We start from the raw sequence: 24,863 nt of genomic DNA on the forward strand, positions 1-24,863 counted from the left end.
GAGGTCAGAACGCGCAGGTCAGGGACTTGATCCCGTTGATGAAGCTCGTTCGCTGGCGGACGGGCGGCGCGGTGGCGTGCATGGTCGGCAGCCGCGTGTACAGCTCGCGAAGCAGCACCGTGATCTCGCGGCGGGCGAGGTGGGCGCCGAGGCAGAAGTGCGGTCCGGGGGCCCCGAAACCGAAGTGGGGGTTGGGCGAGCGCATGACGTCGAACGCGAGCGGGTCGTCGAAGACGTTCTCGTCCCTGTTCGCCGAGGTGTAGTAGAGGATCACCCGGTCGCCGGCGCGGTAGACGTGGCCGCCCAGCTCGTGGTCGCGGGTCAGCGTGCGGCGCATCCACGTCACCGGGGTGGAGTAGCGGACGATCTCCTCGACGGCGGCCGGAAGCCGGACGTCCAGGTCCGCCAGCAGGACGTCTCGCTGCTCAGGGTTGTCGGTGAGCAGGCACAGGGCGTGCGACAGCGCGTTGCGCGTCGTCTCGTTGCCCGCCACCACCAGCAGTGAGAAGAAACGGCCCAGATCGAGGTCGTCGAGGGCCTCCCCGTCGACGTTCGCGTGCGTCAGCGCGGTGACGAGGTCGTCTGCGGGGTTCTCGCGGCGCAGCCGACCGAGATCGGCCATGAGCGCGTGCAGGAGAGAGAACTTCTCGGTGAGGACCGTCGTCCTGTCATCTCCGTCAGGGCCGACGTAGTCGGGGTCGCCGATGGCGATGATGACGTTCGTGGCATCGATGACGTCGTCGTACGCGGACTCGGGGATGCCCATCATCGAGCAGATGATCTGCAGGGGCATCGGCATGGCGACGTGCTCGACGAAGTCGCACGGGCCGCGCTCGGCCAGCTCGTCCACGATGTGGCGGGCCAGGACGGCGACGTCCCCCGTGACCCGCTGGACGAGGCGCGGGGTGAACGAGCGGGAGACGATCCGGCGGAGCCGCGCGTGCCGGGGATCGTCGATGCTGATCATGGAGCCGCTGTAGGGGGCGACCTGCGGGGGCGGGTCGACCAGGCTGACCGCGGTGGGCTGCGAGCTGAACACCTGGGGGTTCCGGCTGGCCTCGGCGACCTCCTCGTAGCGGGTGATCGCGTAGAACCCCGGTTCGTCCGGTACAGGGCAGAAGGCCGGCCCTTCCGCAGCCCTCAGGGAGGCGAACACTTCATCGCGTTCGTCCTGCGGTTTCGACCAGAAGTCCAGGCTGACGAGGCCGCTCTCGGCGATGGAGGGCATGTGTGGGAGCGCCTTCCGCTGGGGGAGCCGTCACCCACAGGCTAACCCGGCGGTGCCACAAAAGATGATCATGGGCGGGCGGGGTGAGTTCCCCGCCCGCCGCTCGAACGTCCGCCGTCCCGGGGTCGCGCCCGGAAAACCGCCGTCAGCGGGCGGAAAGCTCCACGAAGGGGCGCTCGCCCGGTCCGACGTAAACCTGGCGCGGACGACCGATCTTTGTGGACGGATCGTTCATCATCTCGCGCCACTGGGCGATCCAGCCGGGAAGCCGGCCCAGCGCGAACAGGACCGTGAAGGCGTTCGTCGGGAACCCCATGGCCTTGTAGATGACGCCGGTGTAGAAGTCCACGTTGGGGTACAGCTTGCGCTCGATGAAGTAGTCGTCGCTGAGGGCGACCTCTTCGAGGCGCATGGCCAGGTCCAGCAGCGGGTCCGACTTGCCGAGCGCGTCCAGGACCTTGCCCGTCGCCTTCTTCACGACGGCCGCTCGCGGGTCGTAGTTGCGGTAGACCCGGTGCCCGAAGCCCATGAGCTTGACGCCGGGCTCCTTCTTCTTGACGCGCTCGACGAACGAGTCGATGTCGTCGCCGTTCTCGTGGATGCGCTCCAGCATCTCCAGGACGGCCTGGTTGGCGCCACCGTGCAGCGGGCCGAACAGAGCGTCGACGCCCGCCGACACAGAAGAGAACAGGTTCGCCTGGCTGGAGCCCACCAGCCGCACCGTGGACGTGGAGCAGTTCTGCTCGTGGTCGGCGTGCAGGACGAACAGCATGTCCAGCACGCGCGCGATCTCCGGATCGATCTCGTACGGCTGCGTGGGCAGGCCGAACATCATGCGCAGGAAGTTCTCCACGTACCCGAGGGAGTTGTCGGGGTAGAGCAGCGGCTGCCCGTTGGACGTCTTGTAGGCGTAGGCCGCGATGGTCGGGAGCTTCGCGATGAGCCGGATGCTCGACCGGTCGACCTGCTCAGGGTCGAACGGGTCGAGGCTGTCCTGGTAGAACGTCGACAGGGCGCTGACCGCGGACGACAGCACGGCCATCGGGTGCGCGCGGCGCGGGAAGGCGGAGAAGAACGCGCGGAACTTCTCGTCCAGCAGCGTGTGGTGGCGCACGCTGTCGGTGAACGCGCCCAACTGGTCCGCCGTCGGCAGTTCACCGTAGATCAGCAGGTAGGCCACTTCGAGGAAGGACGATTTCTCCGCCAGTTCCTCGATGGGGTAGCCCCGGTAGCGCAGGATTCCCGCCTCACCGTCGATGTAGGTGATGGCCGACGTGGTGGACGCCGTGTTGGTGAACCCCGGATCGAGCGTGACGTGGCCCGTCTCCTTGAGGAGGCTGCCCACGACCAACCCCGAGGGGCCCTCGGTCGCCTCGCTGACCTCCAGAGGCATGCGGCCGCCCGCGTGGTCGAGCTCGAAATCCGACATACTCGCTCACTCCCAACTGCGTCCACACCTGCGTAGACGTTCCGGTTTCATCGTATCCACGTGATCACAGGGGCTTGATCCGGGCCGTCTCCGTTGACGGCGGACCTCCGGCCGCGCGGGCGCGAGCCGCTCACGCCTCGTCATGCCCGCTCCACCGGTGCTCGAGGACGCGGCGCCCCCGACCCTTTCGTCCGTCCATCGGAACGGGACGAGTCGGTCAGGAACGCCTGGTCCGGCTGGCCTGGGCAGAAAGCAGGACGGTCAGCAGCGATCGACCAGATTTCGCCCTCCTCGCCGGTCGTTCACCGGCCGGTCGGCCGGCGAGGCGTTCTCATGATCTCGTGCAATGGGAGAGGATGCGACGGAGGCGGCTCGGCGCCGTGCCGGTGAAGCCGGTGAAAGTGAGAAGAATCTCAGCCCCCCTGCTGTCATGGCCGACCGGTCATACGGCCCTGTGCACGCCTTACTCCTTCGGCACACGCAAGGTCGGCTGCTCCGCCGTCAACTCGACCAGTGTCCGTTCCTGGACGTCGATCAACTGCTCGACGTCCAGGGGCGGCCACTCCTCGCCGTAGTGCGCGTCCAGCAGCGTGCTCAGGGCGACGAGGATCTGCTCGGGGGTCGGACGCTCCCCCGGGTCCTTCGTGAGGCAGCGCGTGACGAGCCCCAGCATGGGAGCCGGCAGGAGGGTGAGGTCGGGTTCGCCGTAGACGATCCGTCCGCGAACCTTGTGCCCGCCACCGAACGGCGCCGCACCGGTCGCCGCGAAGACGAGCGTCGAGCCGAGGGAGAACACGTCGCTCTCCGGATGGACGGGATCGCCGAGGGCCTGTTCAGGCGACATGTACGCGGGCGTCCCCAGAATCTCCGTACGCGAGAGCGGTAGCGCGTCCAGGAGCCGGGCGATGCCGAAGTCGATGACCCGCGGCCCGTCCGAGGCGAGCAGGACGTTGGACGGCTTCAGGTCGCGGTGGACGATCCCCGCCCCATGGATGGCGATCAGCGCCTCCGCCAAACCGGCTCCCAGCCGGCAGGCCGTCTGCTCCTGGAGCGGCCCTCGCTCCCGGACCACCTCGGAGAGACTCACCCCGCGGATGTACTGCGTCGCCAGCCACGGCTGCGCCGCGTCCGGATCGGCGTCGACGACGGGCGCCGTGTAGAAGCCGCTCACCGAGCGCGCCGAGGTGACCTCGCGGCGGAACCGTTCCCTCCACCTGGGATCGTCCAGCAGTTCCGGCCGGATGACCTTCACGGCGACCAGCCGCCTGCTGGGTGACGCCCCGAGGAACACCTCGCCCATGCCACCGGAACCGAGCCGGGCGACCACGCGGTACGGGCCGATCATCTGGGGAGGTTCGGGCTGCAGGGACACGGCTATCCGATCATGGTGGGGCGTGCTCAAATCGTGCCACGGGACGTGGGTTCGTCCGACCGCTCACGTCCAGGAGAGCGCGCTCCGTTCGGCCCAGTAGCGTTCCGCTGGGACGGCCGGCCTCGCCAGATCCTCCAGGTCGCCCTCATCCAGGAGCACATCCGTCGCCGCGAGGTTGGTCTGCAACTGGGCCGTGCTCACCGCGCCGATGAGGACGGTGCCGGCCCAAGGGTTGCTGAGTGCCGCCGCCAGAGCCACAGCGTCGGGCCCCACGTCATGCTTGGATGCGAGGTTCTCCACCTCCATGGGTGGCCGCACGGCAAGCCTGCCGTTCGCCAGCACTTCCTTGAGCAGCACATGCAGACCGGCGTCATCGGCCTCGCGCAGCGCTTCCCCGGCAGAGGGCTCCAGGATGTTCCACGTCGATTGGACCGTGCTGAACAGCCTCTGACCGGCCACCTCCAATCCCATGGCCCGCCTGATCGTGTCTGCCTGCCGTGGACCGGATGTCGAGAACCCCACGCGAACACCCTCAGCGGTCAGCTGGGCCAGAGCCTCCTGTAGGGGAACATCCCGGAACAGCGGACTCTCCTCCGTGAGCGAATGCACCTGATACACGGCCAGGTGCCCGCCCAGCAGGCTTCGCGTCTCTTCGTACTGGGTCCGAAACCGGCCAAGACTGTGCTCCTTGACCTCGTGCACCTCCGCGTCGGCCCTCCACTCGCCGACGTAGGCGTAGCCCCACTTGCTCGACACGCGGATCCCTTCGGGGGCGCGGGCCGCCAGCCAGCCGCCAAGGAACTCTTCTGCTCTGCCGTAGGAGCGCGCAGCGTCCACCCATCGAACGCCTGCCGCGTAGGCGGCGTCGAGGACGCTCCAGGTCGCCTCGCGCATCGCCTCCACGCTCCGCCCCGCCGGCAGTTCTCCGGCGCTTCCCACATTGATGTAGGCCGGCCGCCCCAGCGCGGCAAGACCGACTCCGAGCCGACGTATCGCATCCATGCCTTCAGCCTTCCATGCAGACGCCCGGCCGCCTTTATCCACAGAACCGCGTTCTAGCAGTTGGGGTGGCATCCATCCATGAGGCTGGGTCACGTCCAAGTCAACGCGACAAGAAAGGCCCGGCCATGCCTGAGACGACGCGCGCCGATCACGGTGCCAACCAGCTCGCCACCCTTCTCGGTCTCGCTCGTTGGCAGCTGCGCCTCGGCCTGGAACACGGGCTGCTCCCGAAACCCGACCTTGAGGGGGACCGGTGGTCCGCCGCCCTCGCCGAGGGGGCCGTCGGCCGCCGCGAGGAGATCGTCGCCCGGTTCGGCGACGAGCCCCCGATCGGCTCGGCGAGGGCCGCCGCCCGGCTGGCGTCCCGGGTGGGCCTCGACGTCGAGCGCGGGGACGTCGAGGTCCTGGTGACCCGAGGCGACCTCGACGTCATCAGTACCTTCCGCGGATTTCCCGTCTACCTGCTTCACGACCTGGACCGGCTCGATCCCGACTCCGTGCGCCGAGTGGTCACCGCCAGGAAGGGCCCGCTCACCGACACCGTCGACGCCGGCGGAGCGGCGACCATCCTCGGCTGGCCCCGCAAGACCTTCGACCGGATCGCGAGCGAACGCGGCCTGGCAACGGACAGGCTCGGCCGCTACGCACTCTCCGACGTCCAGGCACTGAGCTCGGACGAGCACCTGACCCGTCAGGTGGGGGAGGAACAACGGACCATGGTCCTCGCCCGAACGCGCCGGTCCGAGACCCGCGCCGAAGACGTGGTCCGCGCCTGGATCCTGCGGTGCTCTGCCTTTCTGGACCGCGACGCCGGCGAGCCCCCGGACACCGCCCCTTTGGGGCGAGCGTTGAGAAGCCTCACAATGATCAGGGCCGATCGAGCGAGGCAAGAAACCCTGACCCCCTAGCGCGGCCGGCCCGCCCGCGAGGTCCCGCGAGAGCACGCCCGGACGGGCTGCACAAGAAGCAGTGACGACCTGGGAAGGCATGGAGTCGCCGCTCGGTGCGTTCGCCCGGGGAGATCTCAGCATCAGGGCGTTGACGTGCGGCGCGGGTGTCGTCTAACCGCGTCGGGAGGTCGAGCGGCGGCGGCTCGGCGGCTTCCGGGTGCCCTTGTGCCGGTCCAGGACCTTCATCAGTCGGTCACGGGCTTCCGTACGGGACATCGCCGGAAGGTGGGAAGGAAAGTTGGACGCCACGGCGGGAGGCGCCTCGACCAGGCCCTCGTCGTCGATCGTGGCCTGGTCGCCCGTCCAGTGACCGAGCAGGACCGCGAACACGGCGTCCGGGTGGTGTGTGAGAAGCGCCGTGATCCGTTCGGCCTCCTGGGCGCAGTCGGCCACCAGAAGGAGACGACGCCCCTGAGAGACGCCGCTCTTCTCCCGGATGGCGAGCTCCGTCTCCAGGTAGGCGAGGGCCGCGTCGAGGTTCCCCGGGATGAAGAGCCCGGCCGTGTCGTCGTCGAGAAGTTCGTCCTCGGCCAGACCGAAGAGGGTGATGGCGTCGGGCCGTGGGACGACGACCAGCGAGTCGTCACCGTGCGCGTCGAGCGCGGTCAGTGCCAGTACCCGCGCGGTGGACGTGGCGCCCGGGCCCTTGAGGCCTGCGGCCGGTGTGGCGAACGGGTTGAGCATGGGGCGGTAGGTGAAGTGCGCGGCCTGAGGGTTTTGGGCGTTGGGTGCTGGACCGGGGGACAGGCCGGCGATGGCGGCGGTGTAGATGCGATGCCGGAACGGATAGCACATCGCCGCTGCGGCGGGGAGCAGTAGGCCGAGGAGCAGGACCGGCTGCAGCGAGGAAGGACGTGAATCGATCTCGTCGGCCTGGTCGCGTGCTTGTACAGGGGCGGCGGGTGCGGAGGTGCGCTTGGAAGTGCTCTGGGAGGGCTTGGAAGTGCGCTGGGAGGGGCTGGGAGAAGGGGATGCGCCTCTCGGACGGCCTGGCGGGGCGGCATTGGGTGCCGGGTCCTCGAGCGGGCGCGGCGATGGCGCATTGTGTTCCTTCTTGGGTTTGCGGTCGTACCGGTGGCCCCAGCGGGGAAAATCTCCTCCGTGTCCCGAACGTCTCCGAGACCTCTCGTACATCGCCACCCATGCCTCCTTGCATTTATGTGCGGTGTACCGGTCGCCGGCGGCGTGGCGACAGACAGGGGGGACGGGCCTGTGCGGTTCCGGCTCGGTTCCGGCGGCGGCGTCGGACGGAGCCGCCGCACCGATGCTGATGGCGCCGGCCATGGCGGTACAGCCCAGGAAGCCGCAGGTGCAGCGGAGCCATTCGCCGAAGGCGACGGCGAGTCTGGGATGTGCCAGGAAACGGTTCATCTTCGCCCCGGGGGATCGCGTCGGTCACCGTGTGAATGCCGATCGTAGCCACTTTGGCTACGGAGCGTTGAACATTACCCACAGTCCGCTCAGATGATCAGGTGAGGCCGATGCCGCCGCATCCGCGACTGATATGTAGGGCATTTTCCGGATCATCCTAAATATCGCTGCCTGCCCCTCCGGCTGCCCGTTGGGCCGCCAGAGTGCTGAATTCCCGCGCATTCAAAGGGGTGCGCGATGAGGGGGACGGTGATAAGGCCTCCACAAGCAACGACACCTGCATGATCAGCACATGATCGGACTTCTTGAGGAGCCCTCCGAAGTGGCATGCTCGGGTGACGGCACGGCCCCAAAACTGTCACTCGCTGTCACTGCGGCCCTCGCCCCGACTCTCCCGGGTGTTCAACTCTGCCAACCTGACCAGGAAGGCGAGTGGCCGCCGATCCGGCCGAAGATCGAGAACAACGCGCTGATCGTGCTGCCGGGCGCGCGGGTCGCCGACGCGGTGTCGGCGGGGGCGTGGGGCGCCTTCCTGCACCAGGGGCAGATCTGCATGACCTCCGGGCGGCACCTGGTGCACGAGAGCCTGCACGCCGAGTACGTGGCGGCGCTGGCAGACAGGGCCGACAAGCTCCCGGTCGGCGACCCGGCCGCCGGGCCAGTCGCCCTCGGCCTCATCATCGACGCCGGTCGTGAATTTCGCCCGCTCGCCAGACGCTGAACCGGTGGCAAGGTCAGGCTTGTCTGGATCGACTTGGTGCCGCTCTTTGATCGATCTGCTCTACCGCGGTGATCGCAGCGCTGAACGCGCCAGCATGGGTCAGCTCGCGCCCGGCCGCTGGAGCGCAGCACGCAGAGGCCCTCCCACAGCCCGATCGGGCCGTATCGCCACCGTGGCGTCCTCTGCCCGCCGCGCCGTATGCGGGAGTCGGTCGGGAGTTGGCCAGAGTCTCTCTGGGCTCGGTGACGACACAGTGGCCATGAGCCGGTACCAGCCGGTGAAGACCGGGCCATGACCTGTTGGTCTCGGCGCGGTCGATCTCTGTTGTGGAGCCTGGGCCTTCGCGGCGGTGCGTTGTCAGTGGTCCCGGCCGCCCTGGAGCGGGACGGCCGGGGGTTCTGAGGCGCGGCGTGGGCGTTGCAGTGCTGCCAGTTGTCGTGTCGATGAGACGGATTCCTGGTCGGGAGCCGTGGTCCTTTCTCGGTGGCCAAGGCGGTGGCTAAGGCGGTGGCGAGTGGGCGGTGGCTTGTTGGAGGCGGGCGGGACGGCCGTCGGGCCGCTGCGGTGCTTGGGCCTTGGGGCGCGGTGCTAGGCGGCCGTGGGGAGGGGGTGGGATGCGGGGGCGTCTTGGGCGTCGTGCAGGCCCAACGGGAGGGTGTCGCCCCAGAGCCAGTGATTGATCGTGCCTTCGAAGTGGGCGGGCGGGCCGACGGCGATGAGGCGGGCGGTCAGCGGGGAGAGGTGGACTTGGAAGGGCGACGGCGGGGTGAGGGGGACTCGGCGGGTGGTGCCCCAGAAGTCGTTGAAGTCGTTCTGGGTCAGGTCGAGGGCGTCGGGGATCGCGCGGTCGCTGACGGCCGGGCCGGTGGCCAGCCAGGACCAGTGGTCGGTCAGGAGGCGGCGGGCGGTGGTGCGCAGGACGTTGAGGGCGGTGAGGTCGTGCGGGCAGGCGACCTCGGTGATCTGGAGTTCGGGCAGGCCGAAGCGGCGGAGGCCGCGGGTGCGCAGCCGGAGGCAGGCGCAGCCGTTGACGCCTTCCGGATCGACACCCGGGTCGGCGGCGGTGCAGCGGCCGTTGGCACGGAACGGCGGCAGGACGTCGCCCAGCCATCGGTCGGCCAGGACGAATCGCGTCCTCTCCCGGGTGGACGGGGTCAGGACGTGGCCCGTGACCAGGTCGGCGGCTATCCCTCCGGTGGCCTCGGCGAGGGCGTACGCGGCGGCGCGGGCCACCTGGACCGCTCGGGGCTGGTCGGTGATCGGGGCGAACGCGGTGACGACGGCGAACTGCTCGGCCTCGTTGAAGGCGCGTGCGAGCTGCCGGTCCTCCGGTCGGGCGGCCGTGATCTGCCCTGGGTCCCAGCGAAGGCAGGTGAGGTCTTCGCGGGCGACCTGGAGCTGGCGTGTGCCCAGGCGTCCGGCGATGTGGGCGAGGTAGGGGCCGTCCACGGTTCTGAGAAGGGCGGCGGGGCCCTCCGGGATGTTGGTGGCGGCCACGGCGAACCGTGAGGTGGTGGTGGACGGGACCGGGAATGTGATCGTGGCCATGGGACTCCTCCTCGGCTGTCGGGACGCGCCCAGCATGCGCGGCGGTCCGGGCGAGGGGCAGGAGAACGCGGTTCTGTGGATAACCCGATCGTCTGCGGCGGCTGTGAGGCCGGTGGCCGTTCGGGGCGGGGTGTCCGGTGGAGCCGGTCGGGCTCGTGGGGGAGGCGGGGTTCCGGTCCCGGGGCGGCCGGAGCGGGTGATCCGGCGGATCGGCCGAGAGGTGGCGGTGACAGACACGTCTGTCTAGCTCCGACACGCCGTTCGCCATGGAAAAGACCAGCTTCGGCCGAATTCGCGGTGATTCGCGCGGCATCGACGGCGCAATCGGGGGGAATGTGTACGTTGGGGAGATCAACACTGCTGTGAGCTGCGGGGACGGGCCCCGCCGCCCAGCCTTCAAATCAGGAGGTCCCCGTGGCTCGAACAATGTCGAGGGGCACCCGCGTCACCGGTGCCGAACGCACCAGGCTCGCCGCCGAACTCGCTCCGCGGTACGCCGCCGGCGAGAGCATCCGCGATCTGGCCGCCGAGACCGGCCGGTCGTACGGGTTCATCTACAACGTCCTGAAGGAGGCGGGAGTGCCGCTGCGCGGCCGGGGCGGCAACACCCGGCGCAAGAAGGACTGACCCGCTCCCGAGCACAGCGAGACAAGGAAGAAGCGAGCACATGGCCGGACGTCCCCCTCGCCCCCCGGGGGGACCCCGTGCGCTACGGACCGCGGAACGCCCCGGTGACCTCGGAGCGCCCGTTCAGGCTGGCGACGTCGGCGGCCGCCCGCCCGGCCACCCAGCCCTCATAGTTGGAGACCGAACCCGCCCGCCCTTTGGCGAGGCCGGGGAACATCGTGTCGACGGCCTGATCGACGGCCTGGTCGCGCGCCGCCAGCACGGGAAGCAGATCCTTCCCGCCGGCGCCCGCGGCCGCCCTGTCCGCCGCTCCTCGCAGCCGCTCCCCGATGCGGACGGCGTAGGCGCTGAGGAACGCGTGGCGGAACGAACGCGTTCGTGACCGTCCGCGGGCGTCGCGCCTTGGCCCCGCGTGCACCATGGCGGACGTCGCCTGCACCAGCAGGGACGTGAACAGGATCTCCACTGCGGCCAGGTCGGCCGGGAACCCGAGGACGGTGGAGAACCCCAGCTCCCGATGCCAGATCGCGCGGCAGTGATTGGCCTCGGCCACCACCGTCAACAGGACGGCCTTGGGTGCGTCGTAAGGACTGTCCACCGCGATGCGCCGCCCGTCAGGGCCTCTCATGTCGCCTGTCTCCGCGGCGAGCAGCGCGTGGTCGATGCTGTGGCGCGCCATCAATTCCTGGGCGCGCGTGCTGAGCGCCTCCGCCTCCTCGGGGAACTCGGTCGACTCGGCCTTGGCCAGAAGCGCACGGACCCGTCCCAGAATCCGCTGATCGGCCTCCGCCCGCCTGTCGCCGCCCCTGGCCTTCCCGGGTGACCCACTACGGGCCCTCCCCGAACCGGACGTTTCCCCGCCGGGGCGAGGCGTTCCCGCGGAGTCCTCGTCCGTATCGGCGCTGGGGTTCCCTGCGTTGAACGCGCCCGGGCCATGGCCGTTCCCGCGGGGGGTGCCCGTCCTGGGCTTACCGGTACCAGGAGGTGGGGTGATGGGAGGGAGCCTCGCGAGGGTTTCCAGGAGGTGGATGAGTTCGAGGGCGCAGGTCACGTAGGTCGCGCGTGCGACTTCTTCGCGGCGGCACCAGTGGGACGGGTGAGAGCCGTCATCCGGCCACCACACATCGGCCTGGAGGGCGGCCAGCTGTTCGTGCCAGCGATCGTCGACGGTGCCGGGGGAGTAGGTGCGCATCTCGTCGGCGATCGCGTCGGTGGCGAGGCGAGCGTGGCGGGTCGTGTGCCGGCGGGTGGTGAAGCGCACCAGGTCGGCCGGTTGCCAGCCGCGCCGCCAGGCGGAAGTGATCCCGCGCCGCAGCCGGTCGGAGAGGCAGCGGTCGGCGGCGACCGACCAGCCGGGAGTGTCGGGACGGTCGGTCAGTTCGCCCACGAGCCGCCGGAACAGGGTGCGGTCGCCGCGGGCGAGCGATCGCACCGCCTCGTCCGTGGTGCGGGCGACCGAGGCTTCGAACGTCCGGCCGCCCCGCCAGGTCTTCCGCACCGCCACTCCTGCCGTCCGACGTCACCCGGGGGACGATCCTCCCATCCGGCGGTGACGAGGCTCGCCGCTGTCCGGCCGGAAGGTGCAAAGGCTGCGTCGGTTCGCTTCGGTCGCGGAATGGGCGTGCTCGTCCGAATCATGTTCGGTCCTTGGGGCGGCGACCACGCCGAACCCGACTCGGACGACTAACGGTGGACCGCCGTCACATGCGGACATGACAGTATGAGCGTGGACAACTTCGAATAGTGATCAATCCGATATCTTCGTTGATTGAAAGATCCACGAGATAGGCGCAAGCTATCCCAGACGTCTGGAATGCCCCGCCCGTTCCTTCCGACCGACCGCCGACAGGACACTGATGTTCGAGATCTGGGAGACGAGTGAGCCCGCGCGGCTCATCAGCGACGCGGGGAGCCTGAAGGTCGCACTGGAGAAGGTCGACACCATGTGCCGGCTCAGGCACGACCAGGCCGCGGCGCACGTGGGCGAGACCGGCGAGGGCTACCACTTCGAGATCAGGGACCACGACGGCAAGGCGCTGGCGCGGCTGAGCTACGTCCCGGACACCTCCCGCGCGTACCAGAGCGTCGTGGTCGAGGAGATGCGCGGGCAGGACGGCGCCGGCTAGCGGCAGTCATCCCGACAGCCCCCGGCCATCGTTCCGGGGGCTGTCGCACGCGAGGCCGGAGGCGGTCTCGCTACCCCTCGACGGCGACGACCGCTTCCTTTGCGTCCGGCTCCAAGAAGCGCAGCATGGCTTCGCCCTCGGCCCTCAGTTCCTCGATGGCGGTCCGGGGGAGAGCCTCGAACGGGCGCATCCGGAGCGTCGCGACCTTGCGCTTGTACTCCGTCTCCCAGATGCCGCGCGCGAACCCGTCCCATAGGAAGACGGCGCGGACGCGCAGGTTCTTGGTCGTGAGCATGGGGCGATGGTCGTCGGCGATGACGCGCCTGCGGTCGGCGTGCGCGAGGACGAGGCTGTCGAACTCGGGCAGGAACCGTGCGGGGGCCAGGGCGTCCTCACCGGGGCGCGGCGCGTCCGGCAGGTCGAACAGATCCCGGCCCTTGTCGTCGGTAAAGGTGCGCAGACCTGGGCGAAGGCGTTCCAGAGCCTCGCCGGTCGAAGACAGTCCGGACCACGTCTGCGCGTCCGCGGCGGACGCCGGCCCGTAGGCGGCGAGGTAGCGGAGCATCAGCTCGTCGATGGCGTTCTCAGCGTCCGGCCCCGAATCCAGCCAGGAGTCTGCCAGCGCGAAGCGCGACGAGCGCGGGAAGCCCCACCTGTCCTCGGTGGGCACCATGACCAGAGGCACGCACAGCCGGACGGCATAGCCGAGGGCACGGTCGTTGACGTCTGGGAACTGCTGCTGGAGCAGCGCGCGTACCTCATTGAACGTGAGAGGTTCTCCCGCCAAGAGAGAGCGTGCGGCGGGGACGACCTTCTCCAGATCGAGCCCCTTGGCGCGGTCGCCCAGCACCCGAAGCCCGCCGTCCAGCATCGGCTGCATCGCCGCACGGAACGCCTTGTAGTCCGCACTCGTCACCAGGTGCAGCGTGGCGCGCATCATGGTGGCGCGCACCAGCGATCGGTCGTGCAAGGCGGAGTGCAGATCGGATGCCTGGAACTCTTCGAGGCGCGTCCACAGCCCCAGGAACGGCGGCTTGGGCTCCTGGGCCTGCATCCCGCACAGCCGTTCCACCGCCTCGGTTACCTGAACCGGCTCCCGTGCGAGCAGCATCTGCCGTGCCAGCGTGGCCCGGTTGAGGGCCCGGACGCTCAGGGTCTCTGTCATCCGTCCAGAATGCCGCCTGATGGACACCCGCGTTCGGCGCAATGCTGTGGACCACGCTGGCGGGCCGGCGGGTGCAGGGCGTGATCGAGATCTCTCTCCGCGGGGCGGCTGGTCCGTCCGTGCGGCGGGGACGGTGACCTGGCGCTACCTCGCGAACGTGTCGGTCCGGTACTCCGCGTTCCACCCGGGCCGGACTGAGCATGGATCTTCGCCAGAATCCGGCTTCCGTCTGCGTGGTCGGGGAAGCACGCACCGTGCAGGCCGTCGGCGGCCATCGGGCCGGAAGAGCGGGCCGACCGTTCGGATCCGTGCTGGTCAAGCCGTTGCAGACGCCCTGCGAGCGTGTCGTGGCGTGATCGAGAACGATCGACCGACGTGGGGGTTACGGCAGGATTTTTCTTGAAATGCACGTGCATCAGCTCTTGCACCTGCACGCCATCCCTAGCAGGATTGCCCCGGACCCCCGCACGTGAACTCCCCGGAGATCGCGATGACCGCACACTTGAACGACAGTGACCGACAGGCGCTGCGGCTGGCCCAGGATCTCCGCGAGGAGATGCGGGCGGCACTTCCGCAGTTGCCGACTACGCCCTCGGTATCCCCGTTCGTCGACCAGGCCGGGATGCCGAGCGTCCTGCTGAAGATGGACGCCGAGACGGCCCGCGCCCTCATGGCCGTGCTGGCCGAGCGCCGCGGCGCGGCGGCGGAGCAGCGCCGGGCGGACGGCTCGCATGTGCCGCCGCCCGTCCCGCCGCCTGTGGCCCAGGCCGTCCCGGCGGCCCAGGGCCCCATCGTGGCCGGCCTGCCCTACGCGGAGCCTGCCTATGCGGAGCCCGCCTACGGTGCGCCCGCTTACGGGCAACCCCCGTACGCGGAGGCTCCGTACGCGGAGTCGCCGTACGCGGAGGGCCCCTATGCGGAGTCGCCCTACATTCCGCCGCAGCCGAGTCCCACCGTCTTCACCGGCGGTACCGGCCCGACGCCGCTCGTGCCCTCGGTCTACCCGACGCACTGACGGCTGACGAGAACGTTCCCCCGCGCGGCTCACGGCCGTGCGGGTATGCGGCTGCGCTGAGCGGGTATGCGGCTGCGCCGAGCGGTCCGATCATGTGGGTCCGACTGCTTCCTGTGGTCGCGCATACGCTGTGACGGGTCCAGGGTGTGCGTGTGCGGCCACCCATCTTCAGCGCCCATGCGCCCCCGAGCTGTTCCCCGTGCCCGCGGCAGAGCGAGGCAAGGGGTCGCGGCGGAGCCGGGGCCATCGGAGTAAAGATCTTTCTTGGGGTGGGCTCGGCACCCGGTGACCGGCTCTCAGGCCCTATGGGAAAGGCGCTCCGGTCCAGTCCGGGCTTAAAAGATCTACCTTCCCAAAGGTAAAGAAATCCCCCGTTTGGCGAAAGCACGGTAATGCCGTATATAGTCATCCCCAGGTCAGGGTCAAAGAACCGTTGACCTGGCCAATCGCATAACCGCCGCTTCCCGCCCGCCAGGCGGGATCCCTTTCGCCGAACGCAGCCGTACCATGCAGCGGCCGCGCACCGTGCTGGGCCTGTGAGCCCCCGGTCGGCATCCTTCCCGCTTTACCCAAGCCCGTGTCACCACGCACGTCCGAGACCGGTCGTGCGCGATCGAGCGCGGGCGCGGTCCACCATGCCCGTGGATCGTTCCAAAGCGGGTCTCTCTCGCGGCGGCATCTCCCGAGTCTCGAGTCTCGGAGCCGTTCACCCCTGCCCGGAAACAGGCGCGTGACCTGCGTGTCCTTCCGTGCGGAACGGCAGCCCTGTACCCCGAACGAAGGATCTCCATGCAGCAGCGAGCGATCAACGTCATCCTGACCGGCGTCACCGGCACCGCCCTCGCGGGCATGATGGTGGCCGGTGTCGCCGCCGCGAGCGATGACTCCGCTCCCAAGAAGCAGTTCCTCCCGCAGCAGGCCGTGGCCGCGCAGGAGCACAAGTCCCCCGACCGGCTCACCGACAAGGGCGCGCTCGGCAAGTTCACCGCACCGAAGGCCCCCGCGAAGGCCAAGGCGGACTCCAACGCCGATTCGAAGGCCGAGCCCAAGAAGGACGCCAAGCCCGCGAAGAAGGGCCCGAAGGCCCTGCTCAGCGGCAAGACGAAGGCGTCCTACTTCTGGGACGACGGGTCCGGAGTGAACGGCGACACCGGCGCCCCCGCCGGTGGCAAGCCGATGCAGAAGGGCCTGTTCGCCAGCCCGAGCTGGCCCATGCACACCAAGGTCAAGGTCACCTACAAGGGCCGCAGCATCACCGGCTTCGTCGGGGACCGCGGGCCGGGCGAGCCGTCCCACCGGGGCGTCATGCTCGACCTCGACACCTACACCTTCCGGTACCTGCTGGACGGCAAGAAGCCGGAAAGCAAGTACAACGCCGGCACCGGCGAGGGCCACCTGAACGGCGTCAAGTGGGAGGTCCTGTCCTGGGGCCACGGCGCCGGGAAGAAGGGCATGCCCCAGCCTTTCGGCTCATGACATGAGGCCGGCGGACCATTCGTGAAACGGCTCACAGTGCGAATGTGAGCCCGCCCGCGCGGGCTCGCCGGACCTCTTCCAGACCCGGCGCAGGGCTGCCGGTGCATGGAAAACGGGGATTCCCCGGTATCGAAAGATCACCGGGGAATCCCCATTTTCAGCTCGCCCGTGCTCTCGCGCGCCAGCTCCCGTGACAGCGCCCGCGCCGCGGTCCGCACGGCCGGGGCGAGCCGGTCCAGGTCCAGCCGGCACGCGTTGCCGGTGATGGAGATCGCGGCGATCACCCGTCGCCGGTGGTCGAGGATGGGCGCCGCCACGGCGGAGACCCCGGCCTCGGACTCCTCCCGGTTGAGGGCGTAGCCGCGGTCGGCGGTGCGGGCCAGTTCCCGCTGCAGGAGCCCCGGCATGACGATCGTGTGCGGGGTGTAGTGGACGAGCCCGGCCGAGAGCGCCTGCTCCAGCCGCCCGGGAGGCCCGAGCGCGAGGAACAGCTTCCCCGTCGCGGTGCAGTACGCGGGAAGCCGTCCGCCCACCCGGGACACGATCGGCATCGACCGGCGCCCGGTCACCTTCTCCAGGAAGAGGGTGTCCGTCCCGTCCAGGACGGCCAGGTGGATGTTCTCGTGGGTCGCCTCGTACAGGTCCTCCAGGTAGGGAAGCGCGGCCTCGCGGAGCCCCCGCGGGCGGGGCGCCCGCTGCCCGAGGACGAACAGCCGCATGCTGAGCCGGTAGCCGGACTCGGTGCGCTCGACCCCGCCCCACCGCACCAGCTCGCCCAGCAGCCGGTGCGCCGTCGGCTTCGGCAGCCCGGTGCGGGCCGCCAGCTCGGTCAGGTTCAGCTCGGTGTCGGCGGAGCCGAAGGCGTCCAGCAGGCTGAGCCCGCGCGCCAGCACCGATCGGGGCGGCTCCTCGCCCGTGGCCCGCACGTCCATGCCCCGATGGTGTCCGTGATCGGTCCCGTCGGCAAGGGCGGGGAAGCGCGCGGCGACCCGGGTCACCGGTCCGCCCCGTGCCCCGTGACGGGCGCCTCGATCAGCAGCGGCGCGGCGAGGTCCTTGCCGGAGGCGACCGCGTCGCGCAGCTCGTCCGCCGAGCCGGCCCTCACCGCGTCGATGCCGAACAGCCTCGCGGCGCTCTGCCAGTCGAGCGCGGGCGGGGCGAGGTCCATGCCGATGTAGCGGCCGTGCTCGGCCGAGGCGCCGCCGCTCTGGTCCAGGGTGTCCTTGAGGGTGCGGTACTCGCCGTTGTTCATGACCACGAACGTCACGGGGACCTCGTACCGGGAGGCGCTCCAGAGCCCCTGCAGGCCGAACATCGCGCATCCGTCGCCGAGCACCGCCACCACGGGGCGGTCCGGGTCCGCCATCCGGGTACCGACCGCCGCGCCGACGCCCCAGCCGAGGCCGCCGCCGACCGTGTGCACGTAGGAGCCGGGGAGGTCCTGGCGCAGTACGGCGCGCAGCCTCAGCCCGACGGTGATCGCCTCCTCGACCACGACCGCGCCCTCGGGGAGCCCGGCCGCGACGGCGTGGGCGGCGGCGCGCGGGTCCATCGGGGACGCGCCGTATGTCGTGCGCGCGGCCGCCTCCGCCTCCTGCCTCGCCTGCGCGTGCCGGGCTCCGAGCCGCTCGGCGCGCTCCCGCGCGGACGGGACGAGCCCGTCGAGACGGCCCGCGAGTCCCCGGAGCGTCCCGGCCAGATCGCCCGTCAGGCCGTGCCGGACGGCGAAGTTCCGGCCGGGCTCCGCGGGGTCCTCGTCCACCTGCACGATGGCGAGCCCGTCGGGGACGGCCGGGCCGGGGGTGTAGTGGTGCGGCATGAACGCGCGGCAACCGACGATCAGGACCGCGTCGTACCCGGCGAGCGTCTCGCGGACGGCCGCGTTGCGGGGCGCCAGCATCCCGGCGTAGAGCGGATGGCCGGTGGGGAAGTCGATGCCGTCGTTCATCGGCTGGTGGTGGACGGCCGCGCCGAGCCGCTCGGCCACCGCGACCAGCTCGGCCACCGCGCCCGCCCGTCCCACCCCGTCGCCCGCGATGATCGCCGGGCGCTCGGCGCGGGCGAGCAGCGCCGCCGCGTCGCCCGCCTCGGCCGCGCCCGGGCCGGTCACGGGGGAGCGGGCCGGCACCGCGACGTCGGCGTCCTCCTCCAGCAGGTCCATGGGAACCGACACGAGCACGGGCCCCGCCGGGGGCCGTGCCGCGAGGGCGAAGGCGCGGCGGAGCACGAGCGGGAGATCGCGGGCGTGCTGCACCTCCACCGCCTGCTTGGTCGCCGCGGACGCGAGCCCGACCAGGTCGCCCGACAGCATCGGGTCCTGGAGGAGGTGGCGCCGGTCCTGCTGGCCCGCCACGATCACCATCGGGGTGCGGGAGCGCAGCGCGTTCAGCATTCCGATCAGCCCGTTCGCGACGCCCGCGGCGACGTGCAGGCTGACCATCGACGTGCGGCGGGCCGCCCGCGCGTAGCCGTCGGCCATCGCCACCACGGACCCCTCCTGCAGCCCCAGCACGTACCGCAGGTCGGGGGCCCCCACCAGCGCGTCCATCAGGGGGAGCTCGGTCGTGCCGGGGTTGCCGAAGATCCGCGTCACGCCCTCGTCGCGGGCGATCTCCAGCAGCGCGTCGATCGGCCTCATGCGGTGCCCTTCCCTTGGACGCGGGCTCACTGCCGTGGCGGCACGGTGTTCGGCGGCTCAGTGCATGGCGGAGCCGCCGTCGACGTTGATCGTCTGGCCGGTGAGGAAGCCGCTGCCCTCGTCGCACACGTACAGCAGGGTGGACAGCAGGTCGCGGGGCTCCTCGACGGCCCGCACGACCTGCAGGTCGCGGACGCGCTCGAACCCGCCGTCGGCGCCCGTCGTCCGCGCCGCCGTCCCGGTTCGGGTGAGGCCCGGCGCGATCGCGTTCACCGTGACCCCGTGGGAGCCGACCGCGCTCGCCAGGGCCCGGGTGAAGCCGACGAGCCCGGCCTTGGACGTGGTGTACGCGACCAGGTCGGGCGGTCCGAGGAACACCACCGCGGAGGCGATGTTCACGATCCGCCCCCAGCCGGCCGCCTTCATATGGGGCAGCGCCGCCCGCGACACCAGGAACGGGCCGTCGAGGTTGACACGCATGACCCGGCGCCAGTCCTCCAGCGTCGTCTCCTCGAACTCCAGCGGCGGGTAGATCCCGGCGTTGTTCACGACGATGTGCAGGCCGCCGAAGCGGGCGGCGGTCTCCTCCACGGCGGCCTCGACCTCGTCGGGGTCGGTCACGTCCGCCCGCACGGGGTGGAACCGGTCGCCGATCGCGTCCGCGGTGCCCGACAGGTCGGCGAGGTCGAGGCCCGCGACCCGGTGCCCGCGCGCGGCCAGGGCGATCGCGAACTCCCGCCCGAGCCCGCCCGCCGCGCCGGTCACGAGCACGACCCGCTGTGGTCCGTCGCTTGACGGCGTCTCGCTCATGGACCGCAGCGTGCGCCACCCCCGCCCGCCGGGCAAGGCACCGTTTTCACTGGGTGAAACGGCTCCCTTGTGATGGCGTGGCGCGGGTCACATGCTCGCCGTATGTCCGTACGAAAGCCGGCGGCCGAGCCGGCCTCGGAGAACGACAGGGACGCGTCCCGGGCGCGGCGCCCCCGGGCCCGCCGGCCGATCCCCGACGAGGCCGGCGTCGTCGGCGTGCTCATCCTGCTGGTGCTCGGCGTCGGACTGCTCCAGCCGGACTTCCTGCGCACCGGCAACCTGCTGACGACCGCGCACAACTCCGTCTACGTCGGGCTGATGGCCTGCGGCATGGTGTTCGCGCTGGCGATGCGGGAGGTCGACCTGTCGGTCGGGGGGATGTACGCGATGGGCGTCGTCGTCGGCGCCCTGCTCATCCGGGACGGCTGGAACCCGTGGGCCGCGGCCCTCGCGGTGCTCGCGCTGTCGGCGTTCGTCGGAGCCCTGAACGGCGCCGTTACCACGTATCTGCGGCTGCCCTCGTTCATCGTCACGCTCGCCACGTCGATGCTGCTGCGCGGCGTGGGGCTGGCGCTGGCCGAGGGCAGGCAGATCACCGACCTCCCGCAGGACCACGCGTTCTTCACCGTGCTGGGCGGCGGCGGGTCGCTCGGCGTCCCGAACGCGGTGTGGGTGTTCGCGCTCGCCGTCGTGGCCCTGACCGTCGTGTTCACCCGGACGCGGTTCGGCGCGCGGGTGCGGGCGATCGGCTCCAACCCCGAGGCGGCCGAGTTCGGCGGGCTGCCCGTCACCCGGACCCGCATCGCCGCGCTGGCCCTGTCGGGCCTCATGGCGGGCATCGCGGCCGTCCTCGCCCTGGCGTTCTTCATCGCCGGGGACCCGACCATCGGCCAGGGCTACGAGCTCACGGCCATCGCGGCGGCCATCATCGGCGGCACCCCGCTGAAGGGCGGGACCGGCTCCGTCCTCGGCGCCGCGGCCGGAACCCTCATCCTCGGCGTCGTCACCGCGGCGCTGGTGTTCTTCGAGGTCCCCATCAACTGGACGACCTTCGCGACCGGCGGCGTGATCCTCGTCGCCGTCGGCGCCGCGCCGCTGCTGCGCCGCGTCCGTGACCTGCGCTCATCAGGGAGGAACCCATGATCCCGCGTCCCCGCGGGCCCGTCGCGGCGGCCCTCGCGCTCGTGCTCGGCGCCGCCCTCTCCACCGCGTCCTGCGGTGACGGCGGCGGCTCCGGCAAGGGCGAGCGGCTCAGGATGGGCATCGCCGTCGCCAACTACAGCCTCAACTTCGCCCGGGAGATGTACGAGGGCGCGACGGAGGCGTCCAGGCAGGCCGGGAACATCGACTTCAAGGTCGTCGGCCCGCCCAACACCGACGGGCCCGCCGAGCAGCAGCTGTTCCAGAACCTCACCGTCACCCACCCGGACGGGATCGTCCTGGAGAACCTCGACCCGCCCATCTTCACCAGGCCCGCCGCCCAGGCCGTCGACAAGGGCATCCCGATCGTCGCGCTCGACACCGCGCCGACCGACGGCAGCAAGGTCGGCTTCTACGTCGGCAACGACAACCACGAGCTCGGCGGGCTGCTCGCCGAGGCGACGGTGAGGAAGCTCGGCAAGGACGCCAAGGGCACCGTGGTCGTCGGGGTGCCGAACCCGGGGACGCCCGTCCTCGACAGCCGCGCCAGGGGGATCAAGGAGACGCTGGCGAAGCTGGCGCCCGGCATCCGCGTCCTCGGCCCGTTCCAGACCTACAGTGACCCGGCGCAGAACTTCGGCGCCTGGCAGTCGCAGGTGAACGCGAACCCGTCCGCGCTGGCGTTCCTCGGCGTGGGCGACGCCGACAGCTACAACCTCGGCCGCCTCAAGGAGCAGAAGAAGGGCACGTACCTCACCGCCGGCTTCGACGTCGACCCGAAGACCCTGGAGTACGTCAAGAAGGGCACCAACTTCGCCGGCGTCGACCCCGAGCACTACCTCAAGGGCTACGTCGCGACCGCGATGCTGATCACGGCGGTGCGGGAGGACGACGGCAGGCTGCCGGACGGCTGGTTCAAGACGCCGGGCCTCGTCATGGACCCCTCCAACATCGACGAGATCATCAAGCGGCAGCAGTCGGTGCGGAACGCCTACCAGTGGTACAAGCCGCAGCTGGACAGGCTCCTCGCGAGCCCCGACACCGGCATGCGCCCGCTCAGGGAGGCCCGCTGAGATGCTGGTCGCCTCCGGCCTGGTCAAGCACTACGGCGGGGTCACCGCCCTCGACGGCGTCGGCATCACCCTGGACGCGGGGGAGGTGCACGCGCTCGTCGGCGAGAACGGCGCCGGCAAGTCCACCCTTGTGAAGATCATCTCCGGGGTGGTGCGGCCCGAGGGCGGCACGGTCGAGCTGGACGGCGCGCGCGTCCGGTTCGCCGACGCCCGGCAGGCGGCGGCGCAGGGCGTCGCGATCGTGTCGCAGGAGCTGATGACCTACGACGACCTGACCGTGCTGGAGAACCTCTTCCCCTACGGGGCGCCGCGACGCGGGGGCCTGGTCAGCACGCGGGAGATGCGGCGCCTGGCCGAGCCCGTCCTGGCCGAGCTGGGCCTGGACCCGCCGCCGCACGCCAGGGTCGGCGAGCTGCCCCTCGCCGACCGGCAGCTTCTGGAGATCTGCCGGGCGCTGCTGCAGAACCCGCGCGTCCTGATCCTGGACGAGCCCACCTCGGCGCTGCCCCGCGACGCCGCCGCACGGCTCGCCGCCGTCACTCGGCGGCTGGCCGGACGGGGCCTCGCCGTCCTGTACATCTCGCACTTCCTGGAGGAGGTCATGCGGGTCGCGACGCGGGTCACCGTCCTGCGTGACGGCCGGGTCGTGCTGCCGGGCGAGCCCGCGGCCGACGTCGGGCTGGACTCCCTGGTCACCGCGATGCTCGGGCAGCCCGCCCGGCATGCGACAGCCGCGACCGCCGCCCCGCGCCGCCCCGGCGGGGCGGCGGTCGCCCTGAACGGCGTGACGGTGCCCGGCCGGCTGCGCGAGGTCTCCCTCACCGCCGAGGGCGGCGAGATCGTCGGGCTGGTCGGCCTGCAGGGCTCCGGCCACCTGTCCGTGCTGGACGCCGTGTGCGGGCGGGCCCGGCCGTCGTCCGGCACGGTCCGGCTGCCGGACGGGCGGAGGCCCCGCTCCGCCCGGCACGCGGTGACCGCGGGCGTCGCCTACATCTCCGGCGACCGCAAGGGTCGCGGGCTGATGCTCGACAAGGCGCTCTGGGAGAACATCACGTCCGTGAGCTGGCTCGGTCAGGGACGCGGCGGGCTCATGCCGCGCCGGTCCCGCCTCGTCGCGCGCTCCCGCGGCCACATGGAGCGGCTGCGGGTGCGCGGCGACGTCCACGGCCGGGCGGGGAACCTGTCCGGCGGCAACCAGCAGAAGGCCGTCCTCGCCAAGTGGCTGGACGCCGACCCGGCCGTCCTCGCCCTGGACGACCCGACGCGCGGCGTGGACGTCGGCGCCCGCACCGAGCTGCACGCCATCGTCCGCGACCTCGCCGCCGAGGGGAAGGTGGTCATGATCGCCTCCAGCGACCTGGCCGAGCTGGTGGAGCTGTGCCACCGCGTCGTGGTCCTCCAGCGCGGCCGCATCGTCGACGCCCTGGAGGGCGACCGGCTCACCGAGCCGGAGCTGAGCCTCGCCATGAACGCCGGCTTCGCCGATCCCCTCTAGGGGGCAAGGAGAGGGATGACGGGGGCGAACGCCTCCATGACCGCGTCCGAGACCTGGTAGTAGGTGAAGCCGAAGCGGTCCCGGCGTGCCAGCATCTGCTCGGCGATGTGCTCGGGCGGGCCCACGAACTGGGACGGCATGTCGAGGACGACCTCGGCCGACGACGTGCCCCAGCCGCGCGTCACCGCGACCTTCGCGGCGGCGCGGCGAGGGTCGGGGCCGAACGTGGGCGTCACCATCATGCTCAGCTCGACGTCCCGCCCCGCGGCGGCCTCGCGGACCCAGTCGACCTTGCGGGCGATGGTGTCCGGGAGGCGCTCGGAGACCTCCTCCGAGATCGTCCCCTCGGGCAGGGCGCGGGGGAGGATCCCGACCGTGTCGGCGTAGCGGCCGGCGATGCCGAGCATGCGCCGGCTGCCCGCGCCGACGACGAGCGGCGGGCGCCGCTCCGGGCGCGGGAAGACCGCCAGACCGTCGATCGTGTAATGCTCGCCGGTGAACGTCGTCTTCTCGCCGCTCAGCAGGCCGCGCAGGACCTGCAGTGACTCCGCAAGGCGCCCGACCCGCGTCCCGGGCCGGTCGAACGCCATTCCGGCGGCCTCGTACTCCTCGCGCAGCCAGCCCGCGCCGAGACCCAATTCGAACCGACCGTCCGACAGGTGGTCGAGCGTCGCGGCCTCCTTGGCGAGCATCACCGGGTGCCGGAAGTCGTTGGAGAGCACCATCGTGCCCAGCCGCAGCGCGCTCGTCGCGGCCGCGGCGGACGCCAGCGCCACCATGGGTGCGAGCTGGTCGCCGAACGGCCCGGCGACGAAGTGGTCCCGCAAGGTCAGGACGTCGTATCCGAGCTCTTCGGCGCGGCGGGCCGTGCCGGCGAGTTCTCTGCCCGAGCGGATCGACTCGCCCACGACGCCGAAGCGGAAGTTCCTGTGCATGTCCCGAGCGTGCCCCGTGGCAGGGGCGTCTGGCTGGCAGGAATGCGACATGAGGTTTCGACCGGCGGAACGGGGCGAGCGGCTCGGTCGCCGTCCGTGCGGCGTAAGGGCGTCACCGACTGCCCCGTTCGCGCCGGTCACTTCCAGGCTGCGGCGCGCGGCGCGGTTTTGCAAGCGGCGGGCCGCCTACCTGCCGATACGCTGGGACAGGACCCGTCCCGGCCAGTCGCCGACCGTGAAGGCGGCGTCCGTCTCGAACCCGTTGCTGCGGTAGTACTCCACCAGCCGCCCGTCGTCGCCGCCGTAGCAGTCGACGCGCAGCAGGCCGACGCCCTTCGCCCCGGCCTCGTCCCTCGCCTTGGCGATCAGCGCCCCGCCCACACCGTGCCCGGCGAACGCGCGGTCGGTGACCAGGAGGGTGATGTACAGCTCCGGCTCGTCGACCGGGTCGACGTAGTGCGGGGGCCCGGGCGCGACCGCCATGACGCCGGCTGGCCGCCCGTCGACCCGCGCCACCCAGATCTCGTCGTCGCGGGCGATGCCCGCGATCCGCTCGACGCGGCGCGGATCCCCCGACCACGGCTCGCTGCCCCACTGCCCCGTACGGCCGTTGGCGGCGAGCCAGGCCACCGCCCCGTCCAACATCGCCACCATCACCGGGGCGTCGCCGGGCCCGCCCTTGTAAATCTCCATCGCACCTCCTCGTGCGAGGAGATCCTGGCAGTCCTCGATCTGCCGCGCG

22 protein-coding genes are annotated in these 24,863 nt (G+C 71.0%); 9 read left to right on the plus strand and 13 right to left on the minus strand.

The annotated features are described in order from the left end of the window. Positions 1 to 4: 4 nt before the first annotated feature. The 4 genes from BJ999_RS18075 to BJ999_RS18090 form a co-directional block, all read right to left on the minus strand. Entirely contained in the window at positions 5 to 1,228 is a 1,224-nt protein-coding gene (locus tag BJ999_RS18075; RefSeq protein WP_179834378.1) for a cytochrome P450, read from the minus strand. Positions 1,229 to 1,373: 145 nt separating this feature from the next. After that, positions 1,374 to 2,657 carry a citrate synthase gene (locus BJ999_RS18080; RefSeq protein ID WP_179834379.1) on the minus strand — a complete coding sequence of 428 codons (1,284 nt, stop codon included), beginning with the start codon at positions 2,655 to 2,657 and terminating at the stop codon, positions 1,374 to 1,376. 463 nt (positions 2,658 to 3,120) lie between these two features. Then, positions 3,121 to 4,002 carry a serine/threonine-protein kinase gene (locus BJ999_RS18085; RefSeq protein WP_179834380.1) on the minus strand — a complete coding sequence of 294 codons (882 nt, stop codon included), beginning with the start codon at positions 4,000 to 4,002 and terminating at the stop codon, positions 3,121 to 3,123. 90 nt (positions 4,003 to 4,092) lie between these two features. Then, positions 4,093 to 5,031, minus strand: coding sequence for an aldo/keto reductase (locus BJ999_RS18090; RefSeq protein ID WP_179834381.1), 939 nt, complete (start codon positions 5,029 to 5,031; stop codon positions 4,093 to 4,095). Between the two features lie 125 nt (positions 5,032 to 5,156). Between BJ999_RS18090 and BJ999_RS18095 the strand changes: the two genes are divergently transcribed. After that, entirely contained in the window at positions 5,157 to 5,939 is a 783-nt protein-coding gene (locus BJ999_RS18095) for a hypothetical protein (RefSeq protein WP_179834382.1), read from the plus strand. A 153-nt stretch (positions 5,940 to 6,092) separates the two neighbouring features. On the opposite strand, the gene BJ999_RS18100 is transcribed toward BJ999_RS18095, so the two are convergent. Next, complete coding sequence (locus BJ999_RS18100) at positions 6,093 to 6,776, minus strand: hypothetical protein (RefSeq protein WP_179834383.1); 684 nt, start codon at positions 6,774 to 6,776, stop codon at positions 6,093 to 6,095. 868 nt (positions 6,777 to 7,644) lie between these two features. Between BJ999_RS18100 and BJ999_RS18105 the strand changes: the two genes are divergently transcribed. Then, positions 7,645 to 8,073, plus strand: a complete 429-nt coding sequence (locus tag BJ999_RS18105; protein WP_179834384.1) for an aldehyde dehydrogenase family protein — start codon at positions 7,645 to 7,647, stop codon at positions 8,071 to 8,073. 588 nt (positions 8,074 to 8,661) lie between these two features. Here BJ999_RS18105 and BJ999_RS18110 read toward each other — a convergent pair. Further along, the gene (locus BJ999_RS18110) at positions 8,662 to 9,621 is read right to left on the minus strand and encodes a hypothetical protein (protein WP_179834385.1); all 960 of its coding nucleotides are present in this window, start codon (positions 9,619 to 9,621) and stop codon (positions 8,662 to 8,664) included. Positions 9,622 to 10,047: 426 nt separating this feature from the next. Here BJ999_RS18110 and BJ999_RS18115 point away from each other — a divergent pair, with 426 nt between their 5' ends. Continuing rightward, positions 10,048 to 10,248, plus strand: a complete 201-nt coding sequence (locus tag BJ999_RS18115) for a helix-turn-helix domain-containing protein (protein ID WP_218907561.1) — start codon at positions 10,048 to 10,050, stop codon at positions 10,246 to 10,248. 82 nt (positions 10,249 to 10,330) lie between these two features. Here BJ999_RS18115 and BJ999_RS18120 read toward each other — a convergent pair whose 3' ends face one another. Further along, positions 10,331 to 11,746 (minus strand): DUF2786 domain-containing protein, encoded by a 1,416-nt coding sequence (locus tag BJ999_RS18120; RefSeq protein WP_229810694.1) that lies wholly within the window; start codon positions 11,744 to 11,746, stop codon positions 10,331 to 10,333. Between the two features lie 358 nt (positions 11,747 to 12,104). Here BJ999_RS18120 and BJ999_RS18125 point away from each other — a divergent pair, with 358 nt between their 5' ends. Beyond that, the gene (locus BJ999_RS18125) at positions 12,105 to 12,374 is read left to right on the plus strand and encodes a hypothetical protein (RefSeq protein WP_179834387.1); all 270 of its coding nucleotides are present in this window, start codon (positions 12,105 to 12,107) and stop codon (positions 12,372 to 12,374) included. Positions 12,375 to 12,444: 70 nt separating this feature from the next. Here BJ999_RS18125 and BJ999_RS18130 read toward each other — a convergent pair whose 3' ends face one another. Further along, on the minus strand, positions 12,445 to 13,539 hold the full coding sequence (locus BJ999_RS18130) for a winged helix DNA-binding domain-containing protein (protein ID WP_179834388.1): 1,095 nt from the start codon (positions 13,537 to 13,539) through the stop codon (positions 12,445 to 12,447). 490 nt (positions 13,540 to 14,029) lie between these two features. On the opposite strand from BJ999_RS18130, the gene BJ999_RS18135 reads away from it, so the two are divergent. Further along, complete coding sequence (locus BJ999_RS18135) at positions 14,030 to 14,554, plus strand: hypothetical protein (RefSeq protein WP_179834389.1); 525 nt, start codon at positions 14,030 to 14,032, stop codon at positions 14,552 to 14,554. A gap of 789 nt (positions 14,555 to 15,343) precedes the next feature. After that, positions 15,344 to 16,030, plus strand: coding sequence for an RlpA-like double-psi beta-barrel domain-containing protein (locus BJ999_RS18140; protein ID WP_179834390.1), 687 nt, complete (start codon positions 15,344 to 15,346; stop codon positions 16,028 to 16,030). 137 nt (positions 16,031 to 16,167) lie between these two features. Here the strand turns inward: BJ999_RS18140 and BJ999_RS18145 are convergent, their stop codons facing one another. From BJ999_RS18145 to BJ999_RS18155, 3 genes are all read right to left on the minus strand, one after another. After that, complete coding sequence (locus BJ999_RS18145; RefSeq protein WP_179834391.1) at positions 16,168 to 16,962, minus strand: IclR family transcriptional regulator; 795 nt, start codon at positions 16,960 to 16,962, stop codon at positions 16,168 to 16,170. 62 nt (positions 16,963 to 17,024) lie between these two features. Further along, a complete protein-coding gene (locus BJ999_RS18150) occupies positions 17,025 to 18,668 on the minus strand; it encodes a thiamine pyrophosphate-binding protein (protein WP_179834392.1) in 1,644 nt (547 codons plus the stop codon). Positions 18,669 to 18,725: 57 nt separating this feature from the next. Beyond that, positions 18,726 to 19,478 carry an SDR family NAD(P)-dependent oxidoreductase gene (locus tag BJ999_RS18155; RefSeq protein ID WP_179834393.1) on the minus strand — a complete coding sequence of 251 codons (753 nt, stop codon included), beginning with the start codon at positions 19,476 to 19,478 and terminating at the stop codon, positions 18,726 to 18,728. 102 nt (positions 19,479 to 19,580) lie between these two features. On the opposite strand from BJ999_RS18155, the gene BJ999_RS18160 reads away from it, so the two are divergent. Genes BJ999_RS18160 through BJ999_RS18170 form a run of 3 tightly spaced genes read left to right on the plus strand, consistent with a single transcriptional unit; the run spans position 19,581 to position 23,186 of the window. Then, positions 19,581 to 20,621: an ABC transporter permease gene (locus tag BJ999_RS18160; protein WP_179834394.1), complete on the plus strand. Its 1,041-nt coding sequence runs from the start codon at positions 19,581 to 19,583 to the stop codon at positions 20,619 to 20,621. Beyond that, positions 20,618 to 21,691, plus strand: coding sequence for a sugar ABC transporter substrate-binding protein (locus BJ999_RS18165; RefSeq protein ID WP_179834395.1), 1,074 nt, complete (start codon positions 20,618 to 20,620; stop codon positions 21,689 to 21,691). The genes BJ999_RS18160 and BJ999_RS18165 overlap by 4 nt, the downstream gene beginning before the upstream one ends. A gap of 1 nt (position 21,692) precedes the next feature. Beyond that, positions 21,693 to 23,186: a sugar ABC transporter ATP-binding protein gene (locus BJ999_RS18170; protein WP_179834396.1), complete on the plus strand. Its 1,494-nt coding sequence runs from the start codon at positions 21,693 to 21,695 to the stop codon at positions 23,184 to 23,186. On the opposite strand, the gene BJ999_RS18175 is transcribed toward BJ999_RS18170, so the two are convergent. Together BJ999_RS18175 and BJ999_RS18180 are read right to left on the minus strand one after the other, a co-directional pair. Next, positions 23,183 to 24,121, minus strand: a complete 939-nt coding sequence (locus BJ999_RS18175; RefSeq protein WP_179834397.1) for a TIGR03621 family F420-dependent LLM class oxidoreductase — start codon at positions 24,119 to 24,121, stop codon at positions 23,183 to 23,185. The two genes, BJ999_RS18170 and BJ999_RS18175, sit on opposite strands and share 4 nt — an antisense overlap. Before the next feature lie 186 nt (positions 24,122 to 24,307). Further along, complete coding sequence (locus tag BJ999_RS18180; protein ID WP_179834398.1) at positions 24,308 to 24,814, minus strand: GNAT family N-acetyltransferase; 507 nt, start codon at positions 24,812 to 24,814, stop codon at positions 24,308 to 24,310. Positions 24,815 to 24,863 lie beyond the last annotated feature (49 nt).

Origin of the sequence: Actinomadura citrea (assembly GCF_013409045.1) — a bacterium.
In the GTDB taxonomy this organism is placed as follows: domain Bacteria; phylum Actinomycetota; class Actinomycetes; order Streptosporangiales; family Streptosporangiaceae; genus Spirillospora; species Spirillospora citrea.

Bases quoted from the DNA above. Each gene is read 5' to 3' on its own strand.
- BJ999_RS18095 (WP_179834382.1), top strand. From the start codon at position 5,157: ATGCCTGAGACGACGCGCGCCGATCACGGTGCCAACCAGCTCGCCACC.
- BJ999_RS18175 (WP_179834397.1), bottom strand. From the start codon at position 24,121: ATGCACAGGAACTTCCGCTTCGGCGTCGTGGGCGAGTCGATCCGCTCG.
- BJ999_RS18080 (WP_179834379.1), bottom strand. From the start codon at position 2,657: ATGTCGGATTTCGAGCTCGACCACGCGGGCGGCCGCATGCCTCTGGAG.
- BJ999_RS18125 (WP_179834387.1), top strand. From the start codon at position 12,105: ATGTTCGAGATCTGGGAGACGAGTGAGCCCGCGCGGCTCATCAGCGAC.
- BJ999_RS18130 (WP_179834388.1), bottom strand. From the start codon at position 13,539: ATGACAGAGACCCTGAGCGTCCGGGCCCTCAACCGGGCCACGCTGGCA.
- BJ999_RS18150 (WP_179834392.1), bottom strand. From the start codon at position 18,668: ATGAGGCCGATCGACGCGCTGCTGGAGATCGCCCGCGACGAGGGCGTG.
- BJ999_RS18075 (WP_179834378.1), bottom strand. From the start codon at position 1,228: ATGCCCTCCATCGCCGAGAGCGGCCTCGTCAGCCTGGACTTCTGGTCG.
- BJ999_RS18085 (WP_179834380.1), bottom strand. From the start codon at position 4,002: ATGATCGGCCCGTACCGCGTGGTCGCCCGGCTCGGTTCCGGTGGCATG.
- BJ999_RS18140 (WP_179834390.1), top strand. From the start codon at position 15,344: ATGCAGCAGCGAGCGATCAACGTCATCCTGACCGGCGTCACCGGCACC.
- BJ999_RS18100 (WP_179834383.1), bottom strand. From the start codon at position 6,776: ATGTGCTATCCGTTCCGGCATCGCATCTACACCGCCGCCATCGCCGGC.
- BJ999_RS18160 (WP_179834394.1), top strand. From the start codon at position 19,581: ATGTCCGTACGAAAGCCGGCGGCCGAGCCGGCCTCGGAGAACGACAGG.
- BJ999_RS18165 (WP_179834395.1), top strand. From the start codon at position 20,618: ATGATCCCGCGTCCCCGCGGGCCCGTCGCGGCGGCCCTCGCGCTCGTG.
- BJ999_RS18135 (WP_179834389.1), top strand. From the start codon at position 14,030: ATGACCGCACACTTGAACGACAGTGACCGACAGGCGCTGCGGCTGGCC.
- BJ999_RS18180 (WP_179834398.1), bottom strand. From the start codon at position 24,814: ATGGAGATTTACAAGGGCGGGCCCGGCGACGCCCCGGTGATGGTGGCG.
- BJ999_RS18105 (WP_179834384.1), top strand. From the start codon at position 7,645: ATGATCGGACTTCTTGAGGAGCCCTCCGAAGTGGCATGCTCGGGTGAC.
- BJ999_RS18145 (WP_179834391.1), bottom strand. From the start codon at position 16,962: ATGGACGTGCGGGCCACGGGCGAGGAGCCGCCCCGATCGGTGCTGGCG.
- BJ999_RS18115 (WP_218907561.1), top strand. From the start codon at position 10,048: ATGTCGAGGGGCACCCGCGTCACCGGTGCCGAACGCACCAGGCTCGCC.
- BJ999_RS18170 (WP_179834396.1), top strand. From the start codon at position 21,693: ATGCTGGTCGCCTCCGGCCTGGTCAAGCACTACGGCGGGGTCACCGCC.
- BJ999_RS18090 (WP_179834381.1), bottom strand. From the start codon at position 5,031: ATGGATGCGATACGTCGGCTCGGAGTCGGTCTTGCCGCGCTGGGGCGG.
- BJ999_RS18155 (WP_179834393.1), bottom strand. From the start codon at position 19,478: ATGAGCGAGACGCCGTCAAGCGACGGACCACAGCGGGTCGTGCTCGTG.
- BJ999_RS18110 (WP_179834385.1), bottom strand. From the start codon at position 9,621: ATGGCCACGATCACATTCCCGGTCCCGTCCACCACCACCTCACGGTTC.